General features: G+C 43.7%; 20 protein-coding genes and 1 other annotated feature. All 20 genes read left to right on the top strand.

The window, feature by feature from the left end; genetic code table 11:
- Nucleotides 1–146: 146 nt before the first annotated feature.
- Entirely contained in the window at nucleotides 147–821 is a 675-nt protein-coding gene (gene cysE, locus B5D59_RS14040; RefSeq protein ID WP_078818363.1) for a serine O-acetyltransferase, read from the top strand.
- A complete protein-coding gene (gene cysS / locus B5D59_RS14035) occupies nucleotides 802–2,202 on the top strand; it encodes a cysteine--tRNA ligase (RefSeq protein ID WP_078818362.1) in 1,401 nt (466 codons plus the stop codon). The genes cysE and cysS overlap by 20 nt, the downstream gene beginning before the upstream one ends.
- Before the next feature lie 4 nt (nucleotides 2,203–2,206).
- A complete protein-coding gene (locus B5D59_RS14030; RefSeq protein ID WP_009499076.1) occupies nucleotides 2,207–2,626 on the top strand; it encodes a Mini-ribonuclease 3 in 420 nt (139 codons plus the stop codon).
- Nucleotides 2,623–3,381, top strand: a complete 759-nt coding sequence (rlmB, locus tag B5D59_RS14025; RefSeq protein ID WP_009499075.1) for a 23S rRNA (guanosine(2251)-2'-O)-methyltransferase RlmB — start codon at nucleotides 2,623–2,625, stop codon at nucleotides 3,379–3,381. The genes B5D59_RS14030 and rlmB overlap by 4 nt, the downstream gene beginning before the upstream one ends.
- Nucleotides 3,378–3,890, top strand: a complete 513-nt coding sequence (locus B5D59_RS14020; RefSeq protein ID WP_009499074.1) for an NYN domain-containing protein — start codon at nucleotides 3,378–3,380, stop codon at nucleotides 3,888–3,890. Before rlmB ends, B5D59_RS14020 begins: the two co-directional genes overlap by 4 nt.
- An 82-nt stretch (nucleotides 3,891–3,972) precedes the next feature.
- Nucleotides 3,973–4,611 (top strand): RNA polymerase sporulation sigma factor SigH, encoded by a 639-nt coding sequence (sigH, locus tag B5D59_RS14015; RefSeq protein WP_078818379.1) that lies wholly within the window; start codon nucleotides 3,973–3,975, stop codon nucleotides 4,609–4,611.
- 80 nt (nucleotides 4,612–4,691) lie between these two features.
- On the top strand, nucleotides 4,692–4,841 hold the full coding sequence (rpmG, locus tag B5D59_RS14010; RefSeq protein WP_078818361.1) for a 50S ribosomal protein L33: 150 nt from the start codon (nucleotides 4,692–4,694) through the stop codon (nucleotides 4,839–4,841).
- 56 nt (nucleotides 4,842–4,897) lie between these two features.
- Nucleotides 4,898–5,083, top strand: a complete 186-nt coding sequence (secE, locus tag B5D59_RS14005) for a preprotein translocase subunit SecE (protein ID WP_009499072.1) — start codon at nucleotides 4,898–4,900, stop codon at nucleotides 5,081–5,083.
- Nucleotides 5,084–5,188: 105 nt separating this feature from the next.
- Nucleotides 5,189–5,725 carry a transcription termination/antitermination protein NusG gene (gene nusG / locus B5D59_RS14000; protein ID WP_040760196.1) on the top strand — a complete coding sequence of 179 codons (537 nt, stop codon included), beginning with the start codon at nucleotides 5,189–5,191 and terminating at the stop codon, nucleotides 5,723–5,725.
- Nucleotides 5,726–5,896: 171 nt separating this feature from the next.
- Nucleotides 5,897–6,322, top strand: coding sequence for a 50S ribosomal protein L11 (gene rplK, locus B5D59_RS13995; RefSeq protein WP_029053289.1), 426 nt, complete (start codon nucleotides 5,897–5,899; stop codon nucleotides 6,320–6,322).
- A gap of 120 nt (nucleotides 6,323–6,442) precedes the next feature.
- On the top strand, nucleotides 6,443–7,141 hold the full coding sequence (rplA, locus tag B5D59_RS13990; RefSeq protein WP_040759935.1) for a 50S ribosomal protein L1: 699 nt from the start codon (nucleotides 6,443–6,445) through the stop codon (nucleotides 7,139–7,141).
- Between the two features lie 44 nt (nucleotides 7,142–7,185).
- Nucleotides 7,186–7,326, top strand: a sequence feature (ribosomal protein L10 leader region).
- Nucleotides 7,327–7,356: 30 nt separating this feature from the next.
- Nucleotides 7,357–7,857 (top strand): 50S ribosomal protein L10, encoded by a 501-nt coding sequence (rplJ, locus tag B5D59_RS13985; RefSeq protein ID WP_009499068.1) that lies wholly within the window; start codon nucleotides 7,357–7,359, stop codon nucleotides 7,855–7,857.
- Nucleotides 7,858–7,923: 66 nt separating this feature from the next.
- The gene (rplL, locus tag B5D59_RS13980) at nucleotides 7,924–8,286 is read left to right on the top strand and encodes a 50S ribosomal protein L7/L12 (protein ID WP_009499067.1); all 363 of its coding nucleotides are present in this window, start codon (nucleotides 7,924–7,926) and stop codon (nucleotides 8,284–8,286) included.
- Nucleotides 8,287–8,378: 92 nt separating this feature from the next.
- On the top strand, nucleotides 8,379–8,981 hold the full coding sequence (locus B5D59_RS13975) for a class I SAM-dependent methyltransferase (RefSeq protein WP_040759933.1): 603 nt from the start codon (nucleotides 8,379–8,381) through the stop codon (nucleotides 8,979–8,981).
- A gap of 221 nt (nucleotides 8,982–9,202) precedes the next feature.
- Nucleotides 9,203–12,748: a DNA-directed RNA polymerase subunit beta gene (gene rpoB / locus B5D59_RS13970; RefSeq protein WP_009499064.1), complete on the top strand. Its 3,546-nt coding sequence runs from the start codon at nucleotides 9,203–9,205 to the stop codon at nucleotides 12,746–12,748.
- Between the two features lie 304 nt (nucleotides 12,749–13,052).
- The gene (rpoC, locus tag B5D59_RS13965; protein WP_009499063.1) at nucleotides 13,053–16,646 is read left to right on the top strand and encodes a DNA-directed RNA polymerase subunit beta'; all 3,594 of its coding nucleotides are present in this window, start codon (nucleotides 13,053–13,055) and stop codon (nucleotides 16,644–16,646) included.
- Nucleotides 16,647–16,939: 293 nt separating this feature from the next.
- Complete coding sequence (rpsL, locus tag B5D59_RS13960) at nucleotides 16,940–17,359, top strand: 30S ribosomal protein S12 (RefSeq protein ID WP_009499062.1); 420 nt, start codon at nucleotides 16,940–16,942, stop codon at nucleotides 17,357–17,359.
- Nucleotides 17,360–17,393: 34 nt separating this feature from the next.
- Nucleotides 17,394–17,864 carry a 30S ribosomal protein S7 gene (gene rpsG, locus B5D59_RS13955; RefSeq protein ID WP_009499061.1) on the top strand — a complete coding sequence of 157 codons (471 nt, stop codon included), beginning with the start codon at nucleotides 17,394–17,396 and terminating at the stop codon, nucleotides 17,862–17,864.
- 47 nt (nucleotides 17,865–17,911) lie between these two features.
- Nucleotides 17,912–19,990, top strand: a complete 2,079-nt coding sequence (gene fusA / locus B5D59_RS13950; RefSeq protein ID WP_009499060.1) for an elongation factor G — start codon at nucleotides 17,912–17,914, stop codon at nucleotides 19,988–19,990.
- Between the two features lie 117 nt (nucleotides 19,991–20,107).
- A complete protein-coding gene (gene tuf, locus B5D59_RS13945) occupies nucleotides 20,108–21,295 on the top strand; it encodes an elongation factor Tu (RefSeq protein WP_009499059.1) in 1,188 nt (395 codons plus the stop codon).
- Nucleotides 21,296–21,451 lie beyond the last annotated feature (156 nt).

Below are 21,451 nucleotides of genomic sequence, written 5' to 3'. Positions count from 1 at the left end.
AGGCACTGGAGGGCATGCCGAGAAAGGTGCGGTCTTTGCACCTTTTCGGAAAGACCGAAGTGTCCCGAGAGGCTGGCGCTTGAAGCTGGCTGTCACCAAAAGCGGAAAGTGCCATCTGGTTTAACTGAAAAAAAGGGGGAAGTTCAGTGTTCAAACGTATGAAAGAAGATATCCATTGCATTTTTGAACAGGATCCGGCAGCTCGTAGTTCATTTGAAGTGATATTGACATATTCGGGATTGCATGCCATATGGGCGCACCGCATAGCACACGCCTTCTATAAGCGGAATCTTCGTTTTCTGGCGCGTGTGGTATCGCAGGTCAGTAGATTTTTCACAGGGATTGAAATTCATCCTGGCGCAGTAATTGGCAGACGTCTCTTTATTGATCATGGAATGGGTGTAGTCATTGGAGAAACTTGTGAAATCGGAGATGACGTTACGCTGTATCAAGGCGTGACTCTTGGGGGGACTGGGAAAGAAGGCGGAAAGCGCCATCCGACCCTGCATAATAACGTGTTGGTTGCATCGGGAGCCAAAGTCCTCGGCTCTATTACGATCGGAGAAAATAGTAAAGTGGGAGCAGGCTCGGTAATCTTGAAAGAAGTACCGCCCAATTCCACAGTAGTCGGAATTCCTGGTAAGATTGTCATTTCAAATGGTGTCCGAGTGAAAGATCGATTGGATCACACACTGCCTGATCCGATAGCAGATGAAATAAAACGTCTGGAAGGAAAAATTCAAGAATTGCAGCTGCGGACACAACAGCTAGAATCAACGAATGGAAAAAAGGGAGATTTACATGAGCATTCAACTCTATAATACATTAACGCGTAAAAAAGAGAAATTCATTCCGATAGAAGAAGGAAAAGTCAAGATGTATGTCTGCGGCCCGACTGTCTATAATTATATTCATATCGGAAATGCGCGACCTGTCATCGCTTTCGACACCGTCCGCCGCTACTTGGAATATCGCGGATATGAAGTGAATTACGTTTCGAATTTCACGGATGTAGATGATAAAATCATTAAAGCGGCAAACGAATTGAACGAGGAAGTCGGAGAATTGACGAATCGTTTTATTGAAGCATATTTTGAGGACGTGGGCGCGCTTGGTTGTGAAAAAGCAACAGCTCATCCTCGTGTAACGGAGCACATTGGTGATATTGTACAGTTTATTCAGCTGTTGATTGAGAAAGGGTACGCATACGAATCAAATGGAGACGTCTATTTCCATACGCGTGAATTTGACGGATACGGAAAACTTTCACACCAATCAATCGATGAATTGAAGGTTGGTGCACGAATTGAGGAGAATGCAATCAAATCAGATCCTCTTGATTTCGCGCTATGGAAAGCAGCGAAGGAAGGCGAGATTTCCTGGGATAGTCCGTGGGGGAAAGGTCGGCCGGGCTGGCATATTGAGTGTTCCGTCATGGCGAGAGAACTCCTTGGCGACACGATTGACATCCACGCAGGTGGGCAAGACTTGACCTTCCCGCATCATGAGAATGAAATTGCACAATCTGAAGCGGCGACTGGTAAAACCTTTGCGAACTATTGGATGCATAATGGCTATATTAATATTGACAATGAAAAAATGTCCAAATCACTCGGAAATTTCATTTTGGTTCATGATATTCGTAAGCAGATCGATCCGCAGGTGCTTCGTTTCTTCATGCTTTCCGTACATTACCGTCACCCCGTGAACTTTGCGCAAGATTTGGTGGAGAATGCGGCAAATGGGCTTGAGCGGATCAGGACGGCGTATCATAATGTGCAACATCGACTTTCAATGTCTGCTGACTTGGCGGAAGATCCGCAGTCGTGGTTGGATCGTATTGATGAGCAGATTACTTCATTTGAAAATGCGATGGATGATGACTTTAATACAGCCAATGCCATCGCTGCAATCTTTGAATTAGCAAAGCAGGCGAATGTCTATTTATTGGAGAAAAATACGGATCGTCAGGTGCTGGAACGATTCTTAGAAGCGTTCGACCAGTTGATGGGAGTCCTTGGCTTACCGTTTGAGAGTGTCGATGAGTTAGTGGATGAAGAAGTGGATGCACTCATACAGGAACGTCTAGATGCACGTAAAAATCGAGACTTTGCAAGAGCGGACGAAATTCGAGATCAATTGAAGGCGAAAGGCATTGTATTAGAAGATACAGCGCAAGGCACTCGCTGGAAAAGAGGGTAACAGCGTGGGGAATTTGCGAGATATAGACGTCAAACAGCTTAACGCACTTGCTCTCGCCTATATGGGCGATGCGGTTTACGAGCAGGCAGTCAGAGAACATTTATTGCGGAGCGGCCGTGTGAAGCCTCAAGTGCTTCATAAAGAAGCTACGCGATATGTCTCTGCGAAAGCTCAGGCACAAATTATCCGGACGATGAGAGAACAACAACTGCTGACAGAGGAAGAAGAGGCCGTCATGCGTCGCGGACGTAATGCGAAGTCAGGCTCTGTCCCTAAAAACACTGATGTCACCACGTATAATTATAGCTCTGCATTTGAAGCGGTCCTCGGTTATGTTTATTTATTAGGCCGACAGGAACGCTTGACAGAGCTGATGGCGAAGGCGATTCATTTTGTGGAACATCCTGAGGAGGAAATGGCATGACGGAACAAGAAATTGAGCTGATCGGCGGAAGGAACCCTGTAGTGGAAGCATTGCGTTCCGGAAGACAGCTAAATAAGATCTGGGTAGCAGAAGGTGTCAATAAGAAAAGCATAGGAGAAATAATGAAGCTTGCAAAAGAGGCAGGAATAGTCATCCAGACGGCGCCTAAACAGAAATTGGACGGGATGACGGAGTTGAGCCACCAAGGGATTCTTGCGTCAGTTGCTGCCTATGACTATGCGGAGCTAGACGATTTGTTTGAAATAGCACGTGATAGGAAAGAGGATCCTTTTTTTATCATCCTTGATGAGTTGGAAGACCCTCATAATTTAGGGTCGATTTTGCGGACTGCGGATGCATCTGGTGTCCATGGAATCATTATTCCGAAGAGACGGTCTGTTGGATTGACTGGGGTTGTGGCAAAAGCATCGACAGGTGCAATTGAACATATTCCAGTTGTGCGAGTCAACAATTTGTCGCAAACTGTGGATGACCTGAAAAAACGTGGAGTTTGGATTGCCGGAACGGATGCATCAAATTCTACAGATTATCGCCACATGGATGCGACGCTCCCTCTTGCTGTCATTATCGGCAGTGAAGGTAAGGGAATGTCGAGAATTTTGCGCGAGCGATGCGACTTTCTTTATAGCTTGCCAATGGTGGGCCGAGTGACCTCTTTAAATGCTTCTGTGGCAGCAGCATTGCTGATGTATGAAGTTTTAAGAAAGCGCCAATCTGCCCAGGCGACATCATGAAAAAAGATGTACTGCTCGTTGATGGCTACAACGTCATCGGGGCATGGCCTGAACTGCAAGCGTTAAAAAAAGAGGACTTTGCGCAGGCGCGAGATCGCCTGATTGAGCGAATGGCTGAATACCAAGCGCATAAAGGCTGGCGTGTGATCGTAGTTTTTGATGCGCATCTAGTGCCGGGTATCGAAAAACGTAAGAAGCAATACCGCGTGGATGTAGTCTTTACTCGAGAGAATGAAACGGCAGATGAGCGGATTGAAAAACTTGTGTCTGAACTATCGAATCGATTGACGCAAATTCATGTAGCGACTTCAGACCTTGTGGAACAATGGGTCGTGTTCGCACAAGGAGCGCTTCGTGTGTCGGCACGGGAGTTGGAGTTGGAAATGAAAGAAGTTGATCGGATGATTGCCCTGAGAGTCAGAAAGATTCAAGAGAATCGTCCTTTTTCGAAGATCCCGCTAACAGATGAGGTTGCGGCGGTCTTTGAAAAGTTGAGACGTGGGCAATGAGCAGTTGACGTAAAAAATTTCCACGTCTATACTAACTTTATTAAACCAATAGAACTCTGGGGTGGAGAGGTTGGTGCGGAATATGAAAAATGGGAACAGTAAAAATGATTTTTCTACACTTTCAGATGAAGAGATGATTGAACGAATTCATCAAGGAAACTCAGATATACTAGATTTTTTAATTACAAAATTTCAGCCGATTGTCCGCATGAAGGCCAGGACATATTTTATCATTGGTGGAGATCGGGAAGATATTGTACAAGAAGGAATGATCGGACTGTATAAGGCGATTCGTGATTATCGACCGGATCGGTTGAGTTCATTCAAGGTATTTGCTGAACTTTGTATAACGAGACAGATTATCACAGCCATCAAAACAGCAACTCGCCAAAAGCATATTCCGCTCAATACCTCGGTTTCACTGGACAAGCCCATGTATGATGAGGAACAAGAGCGTACGTTGCTCGACATCATTGCAGGATCTACATTAGATGATCCTGAAGATTTAATGATTCATAAAGAGAACTTTTCGTTCATGGAAGAAGAGATGAACAAGGTACTTAGCGCTTTGGAGAAAGAGGTACTGACGCTTTATTTGGAAGGACAATCCTATCGCGAAATATCAGAAGTGTTGAACCGGCAAGTGAAGTCGATTGATAATGCACTTCAGCGCATCAAACGTAAGTTGGAGCACTCTATGGCGATGGATTTGGTACGGTGATCACGTCGAAAGTAAATTGACATGTCGTTGGTAAGATGGTACTCTTTAGCAAGACTATTGTCTTGAATAGGTGAATCCAAATGGTTAAAAAAATAATTATATGCTGTGAAAATTGTGGTTCGCGAAACTATACTTTGCCGGCTGGTAATCAGGGCCGTGACGGAAGAATCGTCATCAAAAAGTTTTGCAGTCATTGCAACGCGCATACGTTGCATAAGCAAACCATTTGACCAGTTACATAGAGTTCAATGTTGGGCGCTATGTCATTCGGAAGGGTTGGAGAAGAATGAGCAAGATCAGCGATTTTTTGAAAAAAGTTGTTTCAGAGATGCGGAAAGTCAGTTGGCCGAAGCGTAAGGAACTGACGAAGTACACGGTAGTTGTTATTTCAACTGTCATTTTTATGGCTGTTTATTTTGGGCTGGTAGATATGGGTATTTCAGAGGTCATGAAATGGTATACTGGTTTATGATAAAGAAAGTATGAATAGCTTGAGAATATCCCGTTTTGATGAATAAACGGGTTTTTTCAGTTTAATTAAAGGAGGGACGGACGCGTAGTCCTCAATGTGATGGAGATGGAGAAAAATTGGTATGTAGTTCATACATACTCAGGATATGAAAATAAAGTAAAAGCCAATCTTGAAAAGCGTGTCGAAACAATGGGCATGCAAGATAAGATTTTCCGTGTCGTCATTCCGGAAGAAGAAGAAACAGATATTAAAGAAGGTAAAAAGAAAACCGTCATGCGAAAAACGTTCCCTGGTTATGTGCTTGTGGAATTGATTATGACGGACGATTCTTGGTACGTTGTCCGAAATACGCCGGGCGTAACAGGCTTTATCGGATCTTCAGGTGGTGGGGCGAAACCAACTCCGCTATTACCAGAAGAGGTCGAATTCATCCTGAAACAAATGGGAATGAAGGAACAGCGAGTGGACGTGGATTTCGAAGTTGGCGAAAGCGTGACTGTATTGGAAGGCCCGTTTGCTCATTTTGAAGGTAAAGTGGAAGAGATCGAATTGGACAAAGGAAAAGTTGTCGTAACTGTCGATATGTTTGGACGCGAAACGAAGATGGAGCTGTCATTTGATCAAGTTGAAAAAATGGATTGATGTGTAATTGGTTTATTTCTACTTGCAAAATCTGTGTAATGGTGATATCATTTCAAAGGTCAGACGTAGTCTGTACGGATAAACCAATTCTACCGACATTGTCGGCAGGCACATATTTGAGTGGGAGGGGCAACCCAATTACCACATCACGGACTTAAGGAGGTGTGTCTCGTGGCTAAAAAAGTTACTAAAGTAGTGAAGTTGCAAATTCCAGCTGGTAAAGCAAACCCAGCACCACCAGTAGGACCGGCATTAGGTCAAGCAGGTGTTAACATCATGGGATTCTGTAAAGAATTTAACGCGCGTACAGCTGATCAAGCAGGTTTGATTATTCCTGTTGAAATCTCTGTATTCGAAGACCGTTCATTTACATTCATCACAAAAACTCCACCGGCAGCAGTATTGCTAAAGGTTGCAGCAAACGTTCAGAAGGGTTCTGGTGAGCCGAACAAGAACAAAGTTGCTACAGTTAAACGTGATAAAGTTAGAGAAATCGCTGAACAAAAGATGCCAGACTTAAATGCGGCGTCAGTTGAAGCGGCGATGGCAATGGTCGAAGGTACTGCTCGCAGTATGGGATTCAAGATCGAAGACTGATTTCGTATCTTCTTGATAAAGCAATGGTTCAAGGTGAAGGCTGCGGTCGTATGAGATGCGCAGCCTTCATTAAGTGGGAGGTTTAATCCGTTAAAACCACAAATGAGGAGGAAAATTCAGATGACTAAAAGAGGTAAAAAGTTTACAGAAGCGGCGAAGCTTGTAGATCGTACAGCTGCGTACTCTGTGAAAGAAGCAATTGAACTTGCTAAAAAAACTACTACGACAAACTTCGACGCAACAGTTGAAGTGGCTTTCCGTCTTGGTATCGACACTCGTAAGAATGACCAGCAAATCCGTGGAGCTGTAGTGCTTCCAAATGGTACTGGTAAAACTCAACGCGTTTTGGTATTCGCTAAAGGTGAAAAGTTAAAAGAAGCAGAAGCGGCAGGTGCAGATTATGTAGGCGATGCAGAATATATCGCTAAAATCCAACAAGGTTGGTTCGATTTTGATGTAATCGTTGCAACTCCTGACATGATGGGTGAAGTTGGTAAAATCGGTCGTGTTCTCGGACCAAAAGGCCTTATGCCGAACCCTAAAACAGGCACTGTAACATTTGACGTAGCGAAAGCTGTTGAAGAAATCAAAGCTGGTAAAGTTGAATACCGTGCGGATAAAGCTGGAATCATCCACGCGCCAATCGGGAAAGCTTCTTTTGAGAATGAGAAGTTGGAAGAAAACTTCTTGACGATCTTTGATACGATTCAAAAAGCAAAACCTGCTGCAGCAAAAGGAACATACATGAAATCAGTAAACGTTACGACAACTATGGGTCCTGCTGTAAAAGTAGATCCGTCTAGCGTAACTGTAAAATAATATATTGACAAGTGTACAGTGATCTGATAAGATTACGCTTGTTATGATGATAACCATTTGTACCGAAGACAGCAGGTGTGGCTTGCCACTTAATGTTCCTGCCGAGGACAAGACGCTCTTTTTTAAAAGATGACGACTTTTCAGCCCTCTATGTCTTAGACAGAGAGGGCTTTTTATATCGGTATAAGTGACCCTAATTTTCAGGAGGTGTCAACATGAGCAAAGTTTTAGAAGCTAAACAGGCGGTTGTAACAGAAATCGCTGACAAGTTGAAAGAAGCAGCTTCTGTAGTAGTTGTGGATTACCGTGGTTTAACGGTTTCACAAGTAACAGAATTGCGTAAACAACTTCGTGAAGCAGGCGTTGAATTTAAAGTTTACAAGAACTCTATGGCGCGTCGTGCAACAGAAGTAGCAGGACTTGAAGGCTTGAATGAACACCTTACAGGCCCGAATGCTATTGCCTTCTCAACAGAAGACGTAGTGGCTCCTGCGAAAATCATGCATGATTTCGCTAAAAAGAACGAACAACTTGAAATCAAAGCAGGCGTAATCGAAGGAACAGTCGCATCGGCAGAAGACGTAAAAGCATTGGCAACTCTACCTTCACGCGAAGGTCTACTATCCATGCTACTCAGCGTTCTTCAAGCACCAGTGCGCAACTTCGCACTTGCTACAAAAGCAGTTGCAGAACAAAAAGAAGAACAAGGTGCATAATTACGCATCTTAACTACCGCCGGATAGAACAAACCGGTTAATACAAATTTCCAGGAGGAACTTAAAATGACTAAAGAACAAATCCTAGACGCAATTAAAGAAATGACAGTTCTTGAACTAAACGACCTTGTTACAGCAATCGAAGACGAATTCGGCGTAACAGCAGCAGCACCAGTTGCAGCAGCAGCAGCGGGCGGCGGCGAAGCAGCTGAAGAGAAAACAGAATTTGACGTAATTCTTGCAGGCGCAGGCGCTGAAAAGATTAAAGTAATCAAAGCTGTTCGTGAAATCACAGGCCTAGGCTTGAAAGAAGCTAAAGCACTTGTAGACGAAGCACCAAAAGCTCTAAAAGAAGGCGTATCTAAAGAAGAAGCTGAAGAAATGAAAGCTAAACTTGAAGAAGTTGGCGCATCTGTAGAAGTTAAGTAATTTCTACTTATCTGAGAAAAGCCCGTCTATTTGACGGGCTTTTTTTCTTCATCTACAGTTATTTACGGTAAACCAAAGCAGGAGGCATGAACATGGGAGAGCATTATTATTCTAAAAACCCTCAAGTTTCTAGTGCGCCGAAGCAATGGAAAGCAGAAATTCGGAATAAAGTTTTCACATTTACGACTGATGCAGGCGTGTTCAGCAAAAGTGGAATTGACGAAGGTTCAAAATTATTAGCTGAAACGTTTAAAGAGCCGGACGTTAGGGGAGACTTGTTGGAAATTGGCTGCGGTTATGGACCGATTGCGTTGTCGATCGCCTCTGCTTTTCCAGACCGAATTATCCATATGGTCGACGTTAATGAACGTGCATTAACTCTTTCTAAGCAGAATGCTGAGAAGAATAATATTCAGAATGTAAAGGTTTACGAAAGCAGCGGCGTGGAGCAGGTGGAGTCTGGTCACTTTGCGGCTGTTCTGACGAATCCGCCTATACGTGCGGGTAAGCAAACGGTCTTTTCATTCTATAAAGGTGCCTATGAAAAACTGATTTCAGGCGGAGAGCTATGGGTAGTTATCCAAAAGAAACAAGGGGCTCCTTCCACTGTAGGGTATTTACAGGACTTATTTGGTAATGTTGAGACGGTTGCGAAGAAAAAAGGGTATTTCATTTTACTAGCAAAAAAAGGTTGACAGTACGGTTTAATTGTAGTAGCATTATTGAATGCATAAATAATTATATTGCAGCTGTATGCCCTTTTGTGTGAATTGGAAAAGAAAGAGGCATACTGATGTTTGGATAAAAGATTGTGAAATCGAAAATGAGCTCTTGCCGGAACTCGTTTTCTTTTTGTTTTTTCGAAGTCACAGCTGAAATTCTGATTTTGCAAAAACTAATATTGTCTTAATGAGGGGTGAATGAGTTGACAGGTCATTTAGTTCAGTATGGTCAACATCGTCAGCGTAGAAGTTTTGCGCGAATCAACGAAGTGCTCGATCTGCCAAATTTGATTGAAATTCAAACGGCATCGTATGAGTGGTTCTTGGAGGAAGGTTTGCGAGAAATGTTCCGAGATATTTCTCCTATCCAAGATTTCACTGGAAACCTATCCTTGGAATTTATCGACTACCAACTGGGTGAACCAAAATACCCGGTAGACGAATCGAAGGAGCGCGATGTGACATACGCAGCACCGCTTCGTGTAAAAGTACGTCTTCACAATAAAGAAACTGGCGATGTAAAAGAACAAGACGTTTTCATGGGAGATTTCCCGCTTATGACCGAAAACGGCACATTCATTATTAATGGAGCAGAACGAGTTATCGTTTCTCAGCTCGTTCGTTCGCCAAGTGTCTATTACAATGATAAAACGGACAAAAACGGTAAACGCGGTTTTGGCGCTACTGTTATTCCGAACCGTGGTGCATGGCTTGAATACGAGACAGATGCAAAGGACGTTGTACATGTACGAATCGATCGTACGCGTAAATTGCCAATTACTGTCTTACTACGTGCATTAGGCTTCTCGACTGACCAAGAAATTATCGATTTGATCGGTGATAATGAATACTTACGTAATTCACTTGAAAAAGATAACACCGAGACTTCGGAAAAAGCTATGCTTGAAATTTACGAGCGCTTACGTCCGGGTGAACCACCAACGCTAGATAGCGCAAGAAGTTTGCTTTATTCTCGTTTCTTTGATCCGAAACGTTATGATTTGGCGAATGTCGGACGTTATAAAATGAATAAAAAGCTTCATCTGCAAAACCGACTATTCAATCAAACTGCCGCGGAAACGCTTGTTGACCCAGAAACTGGAGAAATTCTAGTGGAGAAAGATCAGTTGATTGACCGACGTACTCTAGATCGACTGCTTCCGTTTTTATCCGAAGGTATTAACACGCAGTCAATTGAACATGTCGGATCGGTTTTGGAAGAGCCAATGACGATTCAAACGCTAAAAATTTACGCACCGAAAAGTGAAGAAAAACAAGTACTCAATGTCATTTCTAATGCTGAAGTAGACGAGTCTGTTAAACATATTACCCCTTCAGATATTGTAGCTTCTATCAGCTATTTCTTTAACCTCTTACATGGCGTGGGAAATACAGATGATATAGATCACCTTGGAAATCGTCGTTTGCGTTCTGTTGGTGAGTTGCTTCAAAACCAATTCCGTATCGGACTATCCCGGATGGAGCGTGTTGTTAAAGAACGTATGTCCATCAACGATACACAATCCATCGTACCGCAACAATTGATCAATATACGTCCAGTTATCGCGTCTATAAAAGAGTTCTTCGGAAGTTCCCAGCTGTCTCAGTTCATGGACCAAACGAATCCGCTTGCTGAATTGACGCACAAACGTCGTTTATCTGCACTCGGACCAGGTGGTTTGACTCGTGAACGTGCAGGGATGGAAGTTCGTGACGTGCATTACTCACACTACGGCCGTATGTGTCCGATTGAAACGCCGGAGGGTCCGAACATTGGGCTGATTAACTCATTATCTACATTTGCTAAAGTAAATCGTTTTGGTTTTATTGAGACACCTTATCGGAAGGTAGATCCTGAAACAGGCCGTGTAACAGCGCAAATCGATTATCTGACAGCGGATATTGAGGATAATTACGTAGTAGCACAAGCAAACGCGCCACTTGGCGAGGACGGTTCATTTGTCAATGATGAAGTCGTAGGACGTTTCCAAGGGGACAACACAGTCTTCAAACGGGACCAAATTGACTATATGGACGTTTCTCCTAAACAGGTCGTTTCTGCAGCGACTGCATGTATCCCATTCCTAGAGAATGATGACTCCAACCGTGCGTTGATGGGGGCGAACATGCAACGTCAAGCGGTTCCTCTATTGAACCCGGAAGCGCCTTTCGTAGGAACGGGTATGGAGCATATCTCAGCGCGTGATTCAGGCGCAGCAGTTGTTTCCAAGCATTACGGAATCGTGGAGCATGTGGAAGCGAAAGAAGTACGCATTCGCAGAATTGAAGAAATTGACGGTAAAGAAGTGAAGGGTGACCTTGCAATTTATCGTTTGTCTAAATTCATTCGTTCCAACCAAGGGACTTGCTATAACCAACGTCCGATCGTCCAAGTGGGCGACCGTGTAAAACCGCTTGATATATTAGCAGACGGCCCGTCTATGGAACAAGGAGAGCTTGCGCTCGGTCGTAATGTTCTGACTGCGTTCATGACATGGGATGGTTATAACTACGAGGATGCTATTATCATGAGTGAACGTCTAGTAAAAGACGATGTCTTCACATCTGTCCATATTGAAGAATATGAGTCAGAAGCGCGTGATACGAAGCTTGGACCGGAAGAAATCACTCGTGACATTCCGAATGTCGGAGAAGATGCATTGCGTAATCTTGACGATAGAGGAATTATCCGAGTCGGTGCAGAAGTTCGGGACGGCGATATCTTGGTCGGTAAGGTAACTCCTAAAGGGGTAACGGAATTGACTGCCGAAGAACGTCTTCTACACGCGATCTTTGGAGAAAAAGCACGTGAAGTCCGCGATACATCACTGCGTGTTCCACACGGTGCCGGTGGAATCGTGCTTGACGTGAAAGTATTCAACCGTGAAGACGGCGATGAACTATCTCCAGGTGTTAACCAGTTAGTCCGAGTATACATTGTACAAAAACGTAAAATCTCTGTCGGAGACAAAATGGCTGGACGTCACGGAAACAAAGGGGTTATTTCTAGAATCTTACCAGAATCTGAAATGCCTTACTTGCCGGATGGCACACCGATTGATGTCATGTTGAATCCGCTAGGTGTTCCGTCACGGATGAACATCGGACAGGTTCTTGAAATGCACTTGGGTATGGCGGCACGCAGCCTAGGGACGCACATGGCATCCCCTGTATTTGACGGGGCGAACGAAGAAGATGTGTGGTCTACTATGGAAGAGGCAGGCATGAACCGAGACGGTAAAACTGTCTTGTATGATGGCCGTTCAGGTGAACCATTTGATAACCGCGTATCTGTCGGTGTCATGTACTTGATTAAGTTGGCGCACATGGTTGATGACAAGTTGCACGCACGTTCCACTGGTCCATACTCTCTCGTTACACAGCAACCACTTGGTGGTAAAGCGCAGTTCGGTGGACAGCGTTTCGGTGAGATGGAAGTATGGGCACTTGAGGCATATGGTGCAGCTTATACCTTGCAAGAAATCTTAACAGTCAAATCCGATGATGTCGTAGGCCGTGTGAAAACATACGAAGCGATTGTCAAAGGAGACAGTGTGCCTCAACCAGGTGTACCGGAATCGTTTAAAGTTCTTATCAAAGAACTGCAAAGTCTTGGGTTGGATGTCAAAATGCTGACCGAAGACCTGGAAGAAATAGAGTTGCGAGACTTAGAGGACGAAGAAGACTTGCAGCCAACTGACGCACTGAACTTGATGAAAGAAGATCAACCGATATCCTAAAGCGGAAAGCGCCGTTTAGCCTCGACAGGCGTTGGAGGGCATACTTTCAAAGGCTGAACTTTGCCTTTTAAAGTAAGTTCGAAACGACCCGAGAGGCTGGCGCTTGCAGCTGGACGATATCCTAAAGTGGAAAGCGCTGATCTGAACTAACATAAATAAGAAAATCACAACCGAATAGAAGAGGGCTTCGAGCACCCTCTTCTATTCTATTCAGCTTAAGAAATATTTCTGGCTGAATGCGACACTACAAGTAAAGTTGCCTGACAAGCCATTGCGGCGATTAGACTAAAGGGAGGTAGGCTCCTTGATCGATGTTAATAATTTTGAGTATATGAAAATTGGCCTGGCTTCACCAGACAAGATACGGTCTTGGTCATATGGAGAAGTAAAAAAACCTGAAACTATCAACTACCGTACGTTGAAACCTGAGAAGGACGGATTGTTCTGCGAAAGAATTTTCGGACCGACAAAAGACTGGGAATGTCATTGCGGTAAGTATAAGCGGGTTCGTTACAAAGGCGTCGTCTGTGACCGTTGTGGCGTAGAAGTAACGCGTCAAAAAGTGCGCCGTGAACGAATGGGTCACATTGAGCTTGCAGCACCTGTCACGCACATTTGGTATTTCAAAGGAATTCCTAGCCGTATGGGCTTGATTCTAGACATGACACCACGTGCATTAGAAGAAATTATTTATTTCGCTTCTTACGTAGTAGTTGATCCCGCCGATACACCACTTGAGCGGAAGCAGTTACTTTCGGAAAAAGAATACCGGATTTATCGTGAAAAATACGGTTCTAAATTCCAAGCAGCCATGGGAGCAGAAGCGATTGAGCAACTGCTGCGTGCAATTGATTTAGACAAAGAAACAGATTCCTTAAAAGAAGAGCTGAAAACGGTCCAAGGTCAACGTCGTACAAGAGCGATCAGACGCCTGGAAGTTGTGGAGTCATTCCGTAACTCAGGAAACCGCCCAGAGTGGATGGTTTTGGAAGTTCTCCCTGTTATCCCTCCAGAGTTGCGACCAATGGTACAGCTAGACGGCGGACGTTTCGCGACTTCTGACTTGAATGATCTGTACCGTCGTGTCATTAACCGGAATAACCGACTGAAACGACTATTAGATTTAGGTGCACCTGGCATCATTGTCCAGAACGAAAAACGTATGTTGCAAGAAGCAGTAGATGCGCTTGTAGATAATGGACGTCGCGGTAGACCGGTTACAGGTCCTGGTAATCGTCCATTGAAATCTCTTTCTCATATGTTGAAAGGGAAACAAGGCCGTTTCCGTCAGAACTTACTAGGTAAACGAGTAGACTATTCAGGTCGTTCTGTAATCGTAGTAGGACCTAGTCTGAAAATGTATCAATGCGGACTGCCGAAAGAAATGGCGATTGAGCTATTCAAGCCATTCGTTATGAAAGAATTGGTGGAACGTAATTTAGCCCATAATATCAAGAGTGCGAAAAGAAAGATTGAGCGTTTGCATTCCGAAGTATGGGATGTACTTGAAGATGTAATTAAAGAACATCCAGTACTTCTTAACCGAGCACCGACGCTTCACCGTCTGGGAATCCAGGCATTTGAACCGATGCTCGTAGAAGGTCGGGCGATTACATTGCATCCACTCGTCTGTACGGCATATAACGCTGACTTTGACGGTGACCAAATGGCAGTCCACGTTCCTCTTTCTGCGGAAGCACAAGCAGAAGCGCGTCTGTTGATGCTAGCTGCTCAAAACATTTTGAATCCGAAAGACGGGAAGCCGGTTGTTACTCCTTCACAGGATATGGTTCTCGGGAATTATTATTTAACGTTGGAACGCAAAGATTCAGCTGGGGAAGGTTCAGTATTCAGTGATCCGAATGAGGCATTAATTGCTTATCAAACCGGACACGTTCACTTGCACACCCGTATTGCAATCCAAGCGGGTAGCATAAATAATCCTACATTTACAGAAGAGCAGAACAAACAGCTTTTACTGACTACTGTAGGTAAAATAATTTTCAACGAGATTCTGCCTGAGTCGTTCCCTTACATCAACGAACCGACCGACAACAACTTGCAAGTGGAGACGCCTGATAAGTATTTCGTAGATGGAACGGTAAATGTGAAAGAACACTTGGAGAATGCAGAGCTTGTATCGCCTTTCAAAAAGGGGATCTTAGGAGACATCATCGCGGAGATCTTCAAACGATTCCATATTACGGAAACGTCAAGGATGCTGGACCGAATGAAAAACCTCGGATTCAAATATTCTACTCGTGCTGGTATTACAATTGGTATTTCGGATATCGTTGTCTTGCCGAACAAAGCGGATATTTTACATGATGCACAGGAGAAAGTGGATAAGGTCACTCAACAGTTCCGCCGTGGTTTAATTACCGAAGAAGAACGTTATGACCGTGTTATTTCTTACTGGAGCCATGCGAAAGATGTTATTCAGAATAAATTGATGGATTCATTGGATAATGAAAACCCGATTTACATGATGAGTGACTCCGGGGCACGTGGTAATGCATCGAACTTTACGCAACTCGCAGGTATGCGGGGACTGATGGCCAACCCGGCTGGACGGATTATCGAACTTCCGATCAAATCCTCTTTCCGTGAAGGACTGACGGTACTCGAATACTTTATCTCTACTCACGGTGCGCGTAAAGGTCTTGCAGATACAGCCTTGAAAACAGCTGACTCAGGTTACTTGACGCGTCGTCTAGTAGACGTTGCACAAGATGTCATAGTGCGCGAAGACGACTGTGGTACAGACCGTGGTCTTGAAATCGCTGCTTTGACAGAAGGAAATGAAATGATTGAAACTCTTCAAGAGCGTATTGAAGGCCGTCATACGAAAAAGACTATTTTCCATCCGGAAACAGGCGAAGTGATTCTGGAGAAGAATGGTTTAATTACAGCTGATGCTGCTACTACAATCATTCAGGCAGGTATTGAACAGGTGACGATTCGTTCGGCATTTACTTGTAATACAAAGCATGGTGTTTGTAAAAAATGTTACGGAATTAACTTGGCTACAGGTGAAGCAGTGGAAGTAGGAGAAGCAGTAGGTATTATTGCGGCTCAATCTATTGGTGAACCTGGTACGCAGTTGACGATGCGGACATTCCACACAGGTGGGGTAGCTGGAGACGATATTACACAAGGTCTTCCGCGGATTCAGGAGATATTCGAATCTCGGAATCCGAAAGGGCAGGCGGTCATTTCAGAGATTGCCGGAACAGTTGTGGATATCGACGAAATCCGTGAAGGTCAAAAAGAGATTACCATCCAAGGTGAAGTGGAAACACGTAAATATTTGGCTCCGTATAATGCGCGCTTGAAAGTAGAAGAAGGCGACGTGATTGAACGAGGCGAAAGTATTACAGAAGGTTCCATCGATCCGAAAGAATTGATCGTGGTCAAAGATGTAGCAACTGTACAAGAGTATTTATTAAAAGAAGTACAGAAGGTTTACCGAATGCAAGGGGTAGAAATTGGCGATAAGCACGTAGAAGTAATGGTTCGTCAAATGTTGCGCAAAGTTCGGATAATCGAAGCTGGAGATACAGATCTTCTGCCAGGTTCTTTATTGGATATTCATCAGTTTGCTGAAGCGAATGCGAAAGTGTTGTTGTCAGGCAAAGCGCCAGCGACTTCACGTCCAGTTATTCTTGGAATTACTAAAGCCTCGCTTGAAACAGAGTCCTTCTTATCAGCGGCTTCGTTCCAGGAAACGACGAGAGTTCTTACAGATGCGGCCATCAAAGGTAAAACAGATGAGTTGCTAGGTCTGAAAGAAAACGTCATTATCGGGAAATTAGTGCCTGCAGGAACTGGTATGCAAAGATACCGTCAGATCAAGATGGAACATGAAGAACAAGAAGAAACAATTACAGTAGATTAAGAATAAACGGGACCTCGGTCCCGTTTATCTTTATTAAGCAAAATTGATTTTCTCAAACTTGTTGACAAGTCTTTCTGCAGATGATAATATACAAAAGGTTGATAGTTGTTGGTCGAAACTTTTATAAGTGACGGCGAGAAGCAATCATCATTATAAAACAACAGTGAACAGAGATCTCTGGAGTTTACTGAATTCCGTTTTTGTGTGTGCACGCACAAGAACTTTGTTTTTACCTAAAAATGAACCACCTGGATGTGTGGTATTACAAAAAGCTCGGAAGGAGGAACAACCTGATGCCTACAATTAACCAATTAGTCCGTAATCCTCGTAAGTCGAAATCGGAGAATTCTAAATCACCGGCTCTAGGAAAAAGCTACAACAGCTTTAAAAAGTCAATGACAAACGTGAACTCACCACAAAAAAGAGGTGTTTGTACACGTGTTGGTACTATGACTCCTAAGAAACCGAACTCGGCGCTACGTAAATATGCTCGTGTTCGTTTGACAAATACTTTGGAAGTTAACGCGTATATCCCAGGTGAAGGCCACAACTTGCAAGAACACAGTGTGGTACTAATCCGCGGAGGTCGTGTAAAAGACTTACCGGGTGTTCGTTACCATATCGTACGTGGTGCGCTTGATACAGCTGGAGTTACTGGCCGTATGCAAAGCCGTTCTCAATACGGCGCAAAGAAACCAAAAGAAAAGAAATAATATAATCTAATGATATCGAAAGGAGGAACTAATTATGCCTCGTAAAGGTCCAGTTGCAAAACGCGATGTATTACCTGATCCGATTTATAATTCCAAGCTTGTAAGCCGCCTTATCAACAAAATGATGGTAGACGGTAAGAAAGGTACTTCTCAAAAAATCCTTTATGGAGCGTTCGAAATTGTTAAAGAACGTTCTGGTAAAGAACCAATTGAAGTATTTGAAGCAGCTTTAAATAATGTAATGCCAGTTCTTGAAGTGCGTGCTCGCCGTGTTGGTGGAGCGAACTATCAAGTGCCAGTTGAAGTGCGTCCTGAACGTCGTACTACGCTAGGTCTTCGTTACCTTGTTAACTATTCACGTACTCGTGGAGAGAAAACAATGGAAGAACGTCTAGCGAACGAAATTCTTGATGCTTCTAACAACACAGGTGCTTCTGTAAAACGCCGTGAAGAAATGCATAAAATGGCTGAAGCCAACAGAGCATTCGCTCACTATCGTTGGTAAGTCCGGATAAACTACAGCAGTAATCCGAAACGGAAGGAGTTTACAATATGGCTAGAGAGTTCTCCTTAGAGAATACTCGTAACATTGGTATCATGGCTCACATTGACGCTGGTAAGACAACGACAACTGAGCGGATCCTTTTTTACACAGGTAAAATCCACAAAATTGGTGAAACACACGAAGGTGCTTCACAAATGGACTGGATGGAGCAAGAACAAGAACGTGGAATTACGATTACATCTGCTGCTACAACAGCTGCATGGAAAGGTCACCGCGTAAACATCATCGATACACCGGGACACGTAGACTTCACAGTGGAAGTTGAACGTTCATTGCGTGTACTAGATGGTGCCGTTACAGTACTTGATGCTCAATCAGGTGTTGAGCCACAAACGGAAACAGTTTGGCGTCAAGCGACAAACTACAAAGTACCACGTCTTGTATTCGTAAACAAAATGGATAAAACAGGTGCAGATTTCCTTTACTCTATCGGAACTCTTCGCGATCGCCTACAAGCGAATGCGCATCCTATCCAATTGCCGATCGGTGCAGAAGATCAATTCTCTGGAATTATCGACTTGATCGAAATGAAAGCGACATTGTATCCGAATGACCTAGGCACTGATGTGACAGTGGAAGATATCCCTGCTGAATATTTAGAGCAAGCGAATGAGTACCGTGAAAAGCTAATTGAAGCAATCGTAGACTTTGACGAAGACTTAATGGAAAAGTATCTCGGCGGCGAAGAACTAACAGTAGAAGAAATCAAAACAGCTATTCGTAGAGCTACATTAGCGGTTGAATTCTATCCTGTAGTTTGCGGAACAGCTTTCAAAAACAAGGGAGTACAATTAGTGTTGGATGCAGTAGTCGACTACTTGCCATCACCACTTGATATTCCTCCAATGGTAGGAACAAATCCTGATACTGAAGAAGAGGAAGAGCGTCATTCTAGCGATGAAGAGCCATTCTCTGCACTTGCATTTAAAGTAATGACGGATCCTTATGTAGGGAAACTTACATTCTTCCGTATTTATTCAGGCGTACTTCAAGCAGGTTCTTATGTTACAAACTCTTCAAAAGGCAAACGTGAACGCGTAGGACGTATCCTGCAGATGCACGCGAACAGCCGTGAAGAAATTTCTGAAGTGCATGCGGGTGAAATTGCTGCTGCTGTAGGTTTGAAAGATACGGGAACAGGCGACACACTTTGTGATGAGAAAGCCTTGATTATCTTAGAATCAATGGAATTCCCTGAACCTGTTATTTCCGTAGCGATCGAGCCAAAAACAAAAGCGGACCAAGATAAAATGGGTCAAGCTCTTGCTAAGTTACAAGAAGAAGATCCAACGTTCCGTGCACATACGGATCAAGAAACAGGCGAAGTTATCATCGCAGGTATGGGTGAACTTCACTTGGACATCATCGTTGACCGTCTGAAGCGTGAATTCAAAGTGGAAGCAAACGTGGGCGCGCCACAAGTTTCTTACCGCGAAACATTCCGTCAGTCTGCTGAAGTCGAAGGTAAATTCGTACGTCAATCAGGTGGACGTGGACAATTTGGTCACGTTTGGATCGAGTTTGGTCCAAATGAAGAAGGAAAAGGATTCGAATTCCAAAACAATATTGTTGGTGGTACTGTTCCTCGTGAATATATCCCAGCAGTTGAAGCAGGACTTCGTGATTCATTAGACAACGGTATTTTGGCTGGATATCCATTAATCGATATCAAAGCACGTCTATATGATGGATCTTACCATGACGTTGACTCCAACGAAATGGCATTCAAGATCGCTGCATCCATGGCTTTGAAAAATGCAGCATCTAAATGTTCACCAGTACTTCTTGAACCAACAATGAAAGTAGAAGTAATCATTCCAGAAGAATACATGGGCGACATTATGGGTGACATTACATCCCGTCGTGGACGTGTAGAAGGTATGGAAGCTCGTGGTAACGCGCAAGTTGTTCGTGCAATGGTTCCACTTGCTGAAATGTTCGGTTATGCAACAGCACTTCGTTCTAATACGCAAGGCCGCGGAGTATTCTCCATGGTGTTCGATCACTATGAAGAAGTTCCAAAGTCAGTTGCTGAAGAAGTAATCAAGAAAAACAAAGGTGAATAATAAAGTTCATCCTTGTTTCTGACAGTGAATACTTGTAAGATATGGATAGTCGAGGGTACGCTTTCGGCTTCCATGCTATAAAAACTAAACTTTTGAATTTAAGGGAGGACCTCTAAAATGGGTAAAGAAAAATTCGACCGCTCCAAGGAGCACGCAAACGTAGGAACAATTGGTCACGTTGACCATGGTAAAACAACTTTGACTGCAGCTATTGCAACAGTTCTATCTAAAGCAATGGGTGGAGAAGCGAAATCATACGCTGACGTTGATAACGCACCTGAAGAAAAAGAGCGTGGAATCACAATCAGTACTTCACACGTTGAGTATGAAACTGAAAAGCGTCACTATGCACACGTTGACTGCCCAGGTCACGCTGACTATGTTAAAAACATGATCACTGGTGCTGCACAAATGGACGGCGGAATCCTAGTAGTATCTGCTGCTGACGGCCCAATGCCACAAACTCGTGAGCACATCCTTCTTTCACGTCAAGTAGGTGTTCCTTACCTAGTTGTCTTCATGAACAAATGTGACATGGTAGACGATGAAGAACTACTTGAACTAGTAGAAATGGAAATCCGTGAACTTCTATCTGAATATGACTTCCCTGGCGATGATATTCCAGTAATCCGTGGATCTGCTCTTAAAGCTCTTGAAGGAGAAGCAGATTGGGAAGCTAAAATCATTGAATTGATGCAAGCTGTTGATGATTATATCCCAACTCCAGAACGTGATACTGACAAGCCATTCATGATGCCTGTTGAGGACGTATTCTCAATCACAGGTCGTGGTACAGTTGCAACAGGACGTGTTGAGCGTGGAGTAGTTAAAGTCGGAGATGTTGTTGACATCATCGGTCTTACTGAAGAACCAAAATCTACTACTGTAACAGGTGTAGAAATGTTCCGTAAACTTCTTGACTATGCAGAAGCTGGAGACAACATCGGTGCACTTCTTCGTGGAGTATCTCGTGAAGACATCGAGCGTGGACAAGTTCTTGCTAAGCCAGGTTCAATCACACCACACACTCAGTTCAAATCTGAAGTGTATGTTCTTTCAAAAGAAGAGGGTGGACGTCATACTCCATTCTTCTCTAACTACCGTCCTCAGTTCTACTTCCGTACAACTGACGTAACAGGTATTATCCAACTTCCTGAAGGCGTAGAAATGGTTATGCCTGGGGATAACGTTGAAATGACAGTTGAACTGATCTCTCCAATCGCGATTGAAGAAGGTACTAAATTCTCAATCCGTGAAGGTGGACGTACAGTTGGAGCTGGCGTTGTAGCTACAATCACAAAATAATTCGATTGAATCCCGCCTTAACGGCGGGATTTTTTTATGTTTATCAAAAGAAATATTAAGCAGTAGTGATGCGCTACATCTGCCTAATCTAAATCACTTGCATTTGATTATAATTTACATGGTTTAAAAGAAAAAAGTGCTTTCTAAATACGTGCA

The sequence above is a fragment of the Sporosarcina newyorkensis genome (assembly GCF_900167515.1).
Lineage (GTDB): Bacteria > Bacillota > Bacilli > Bacillales_A > Planococcaceae > Sporosarcina > Sporosarcina newyorkensis.
Note: the sequence above shows the minus strand (reverse complement) of the source record. Positions and strands in the feature narration are given on the sequence as shown.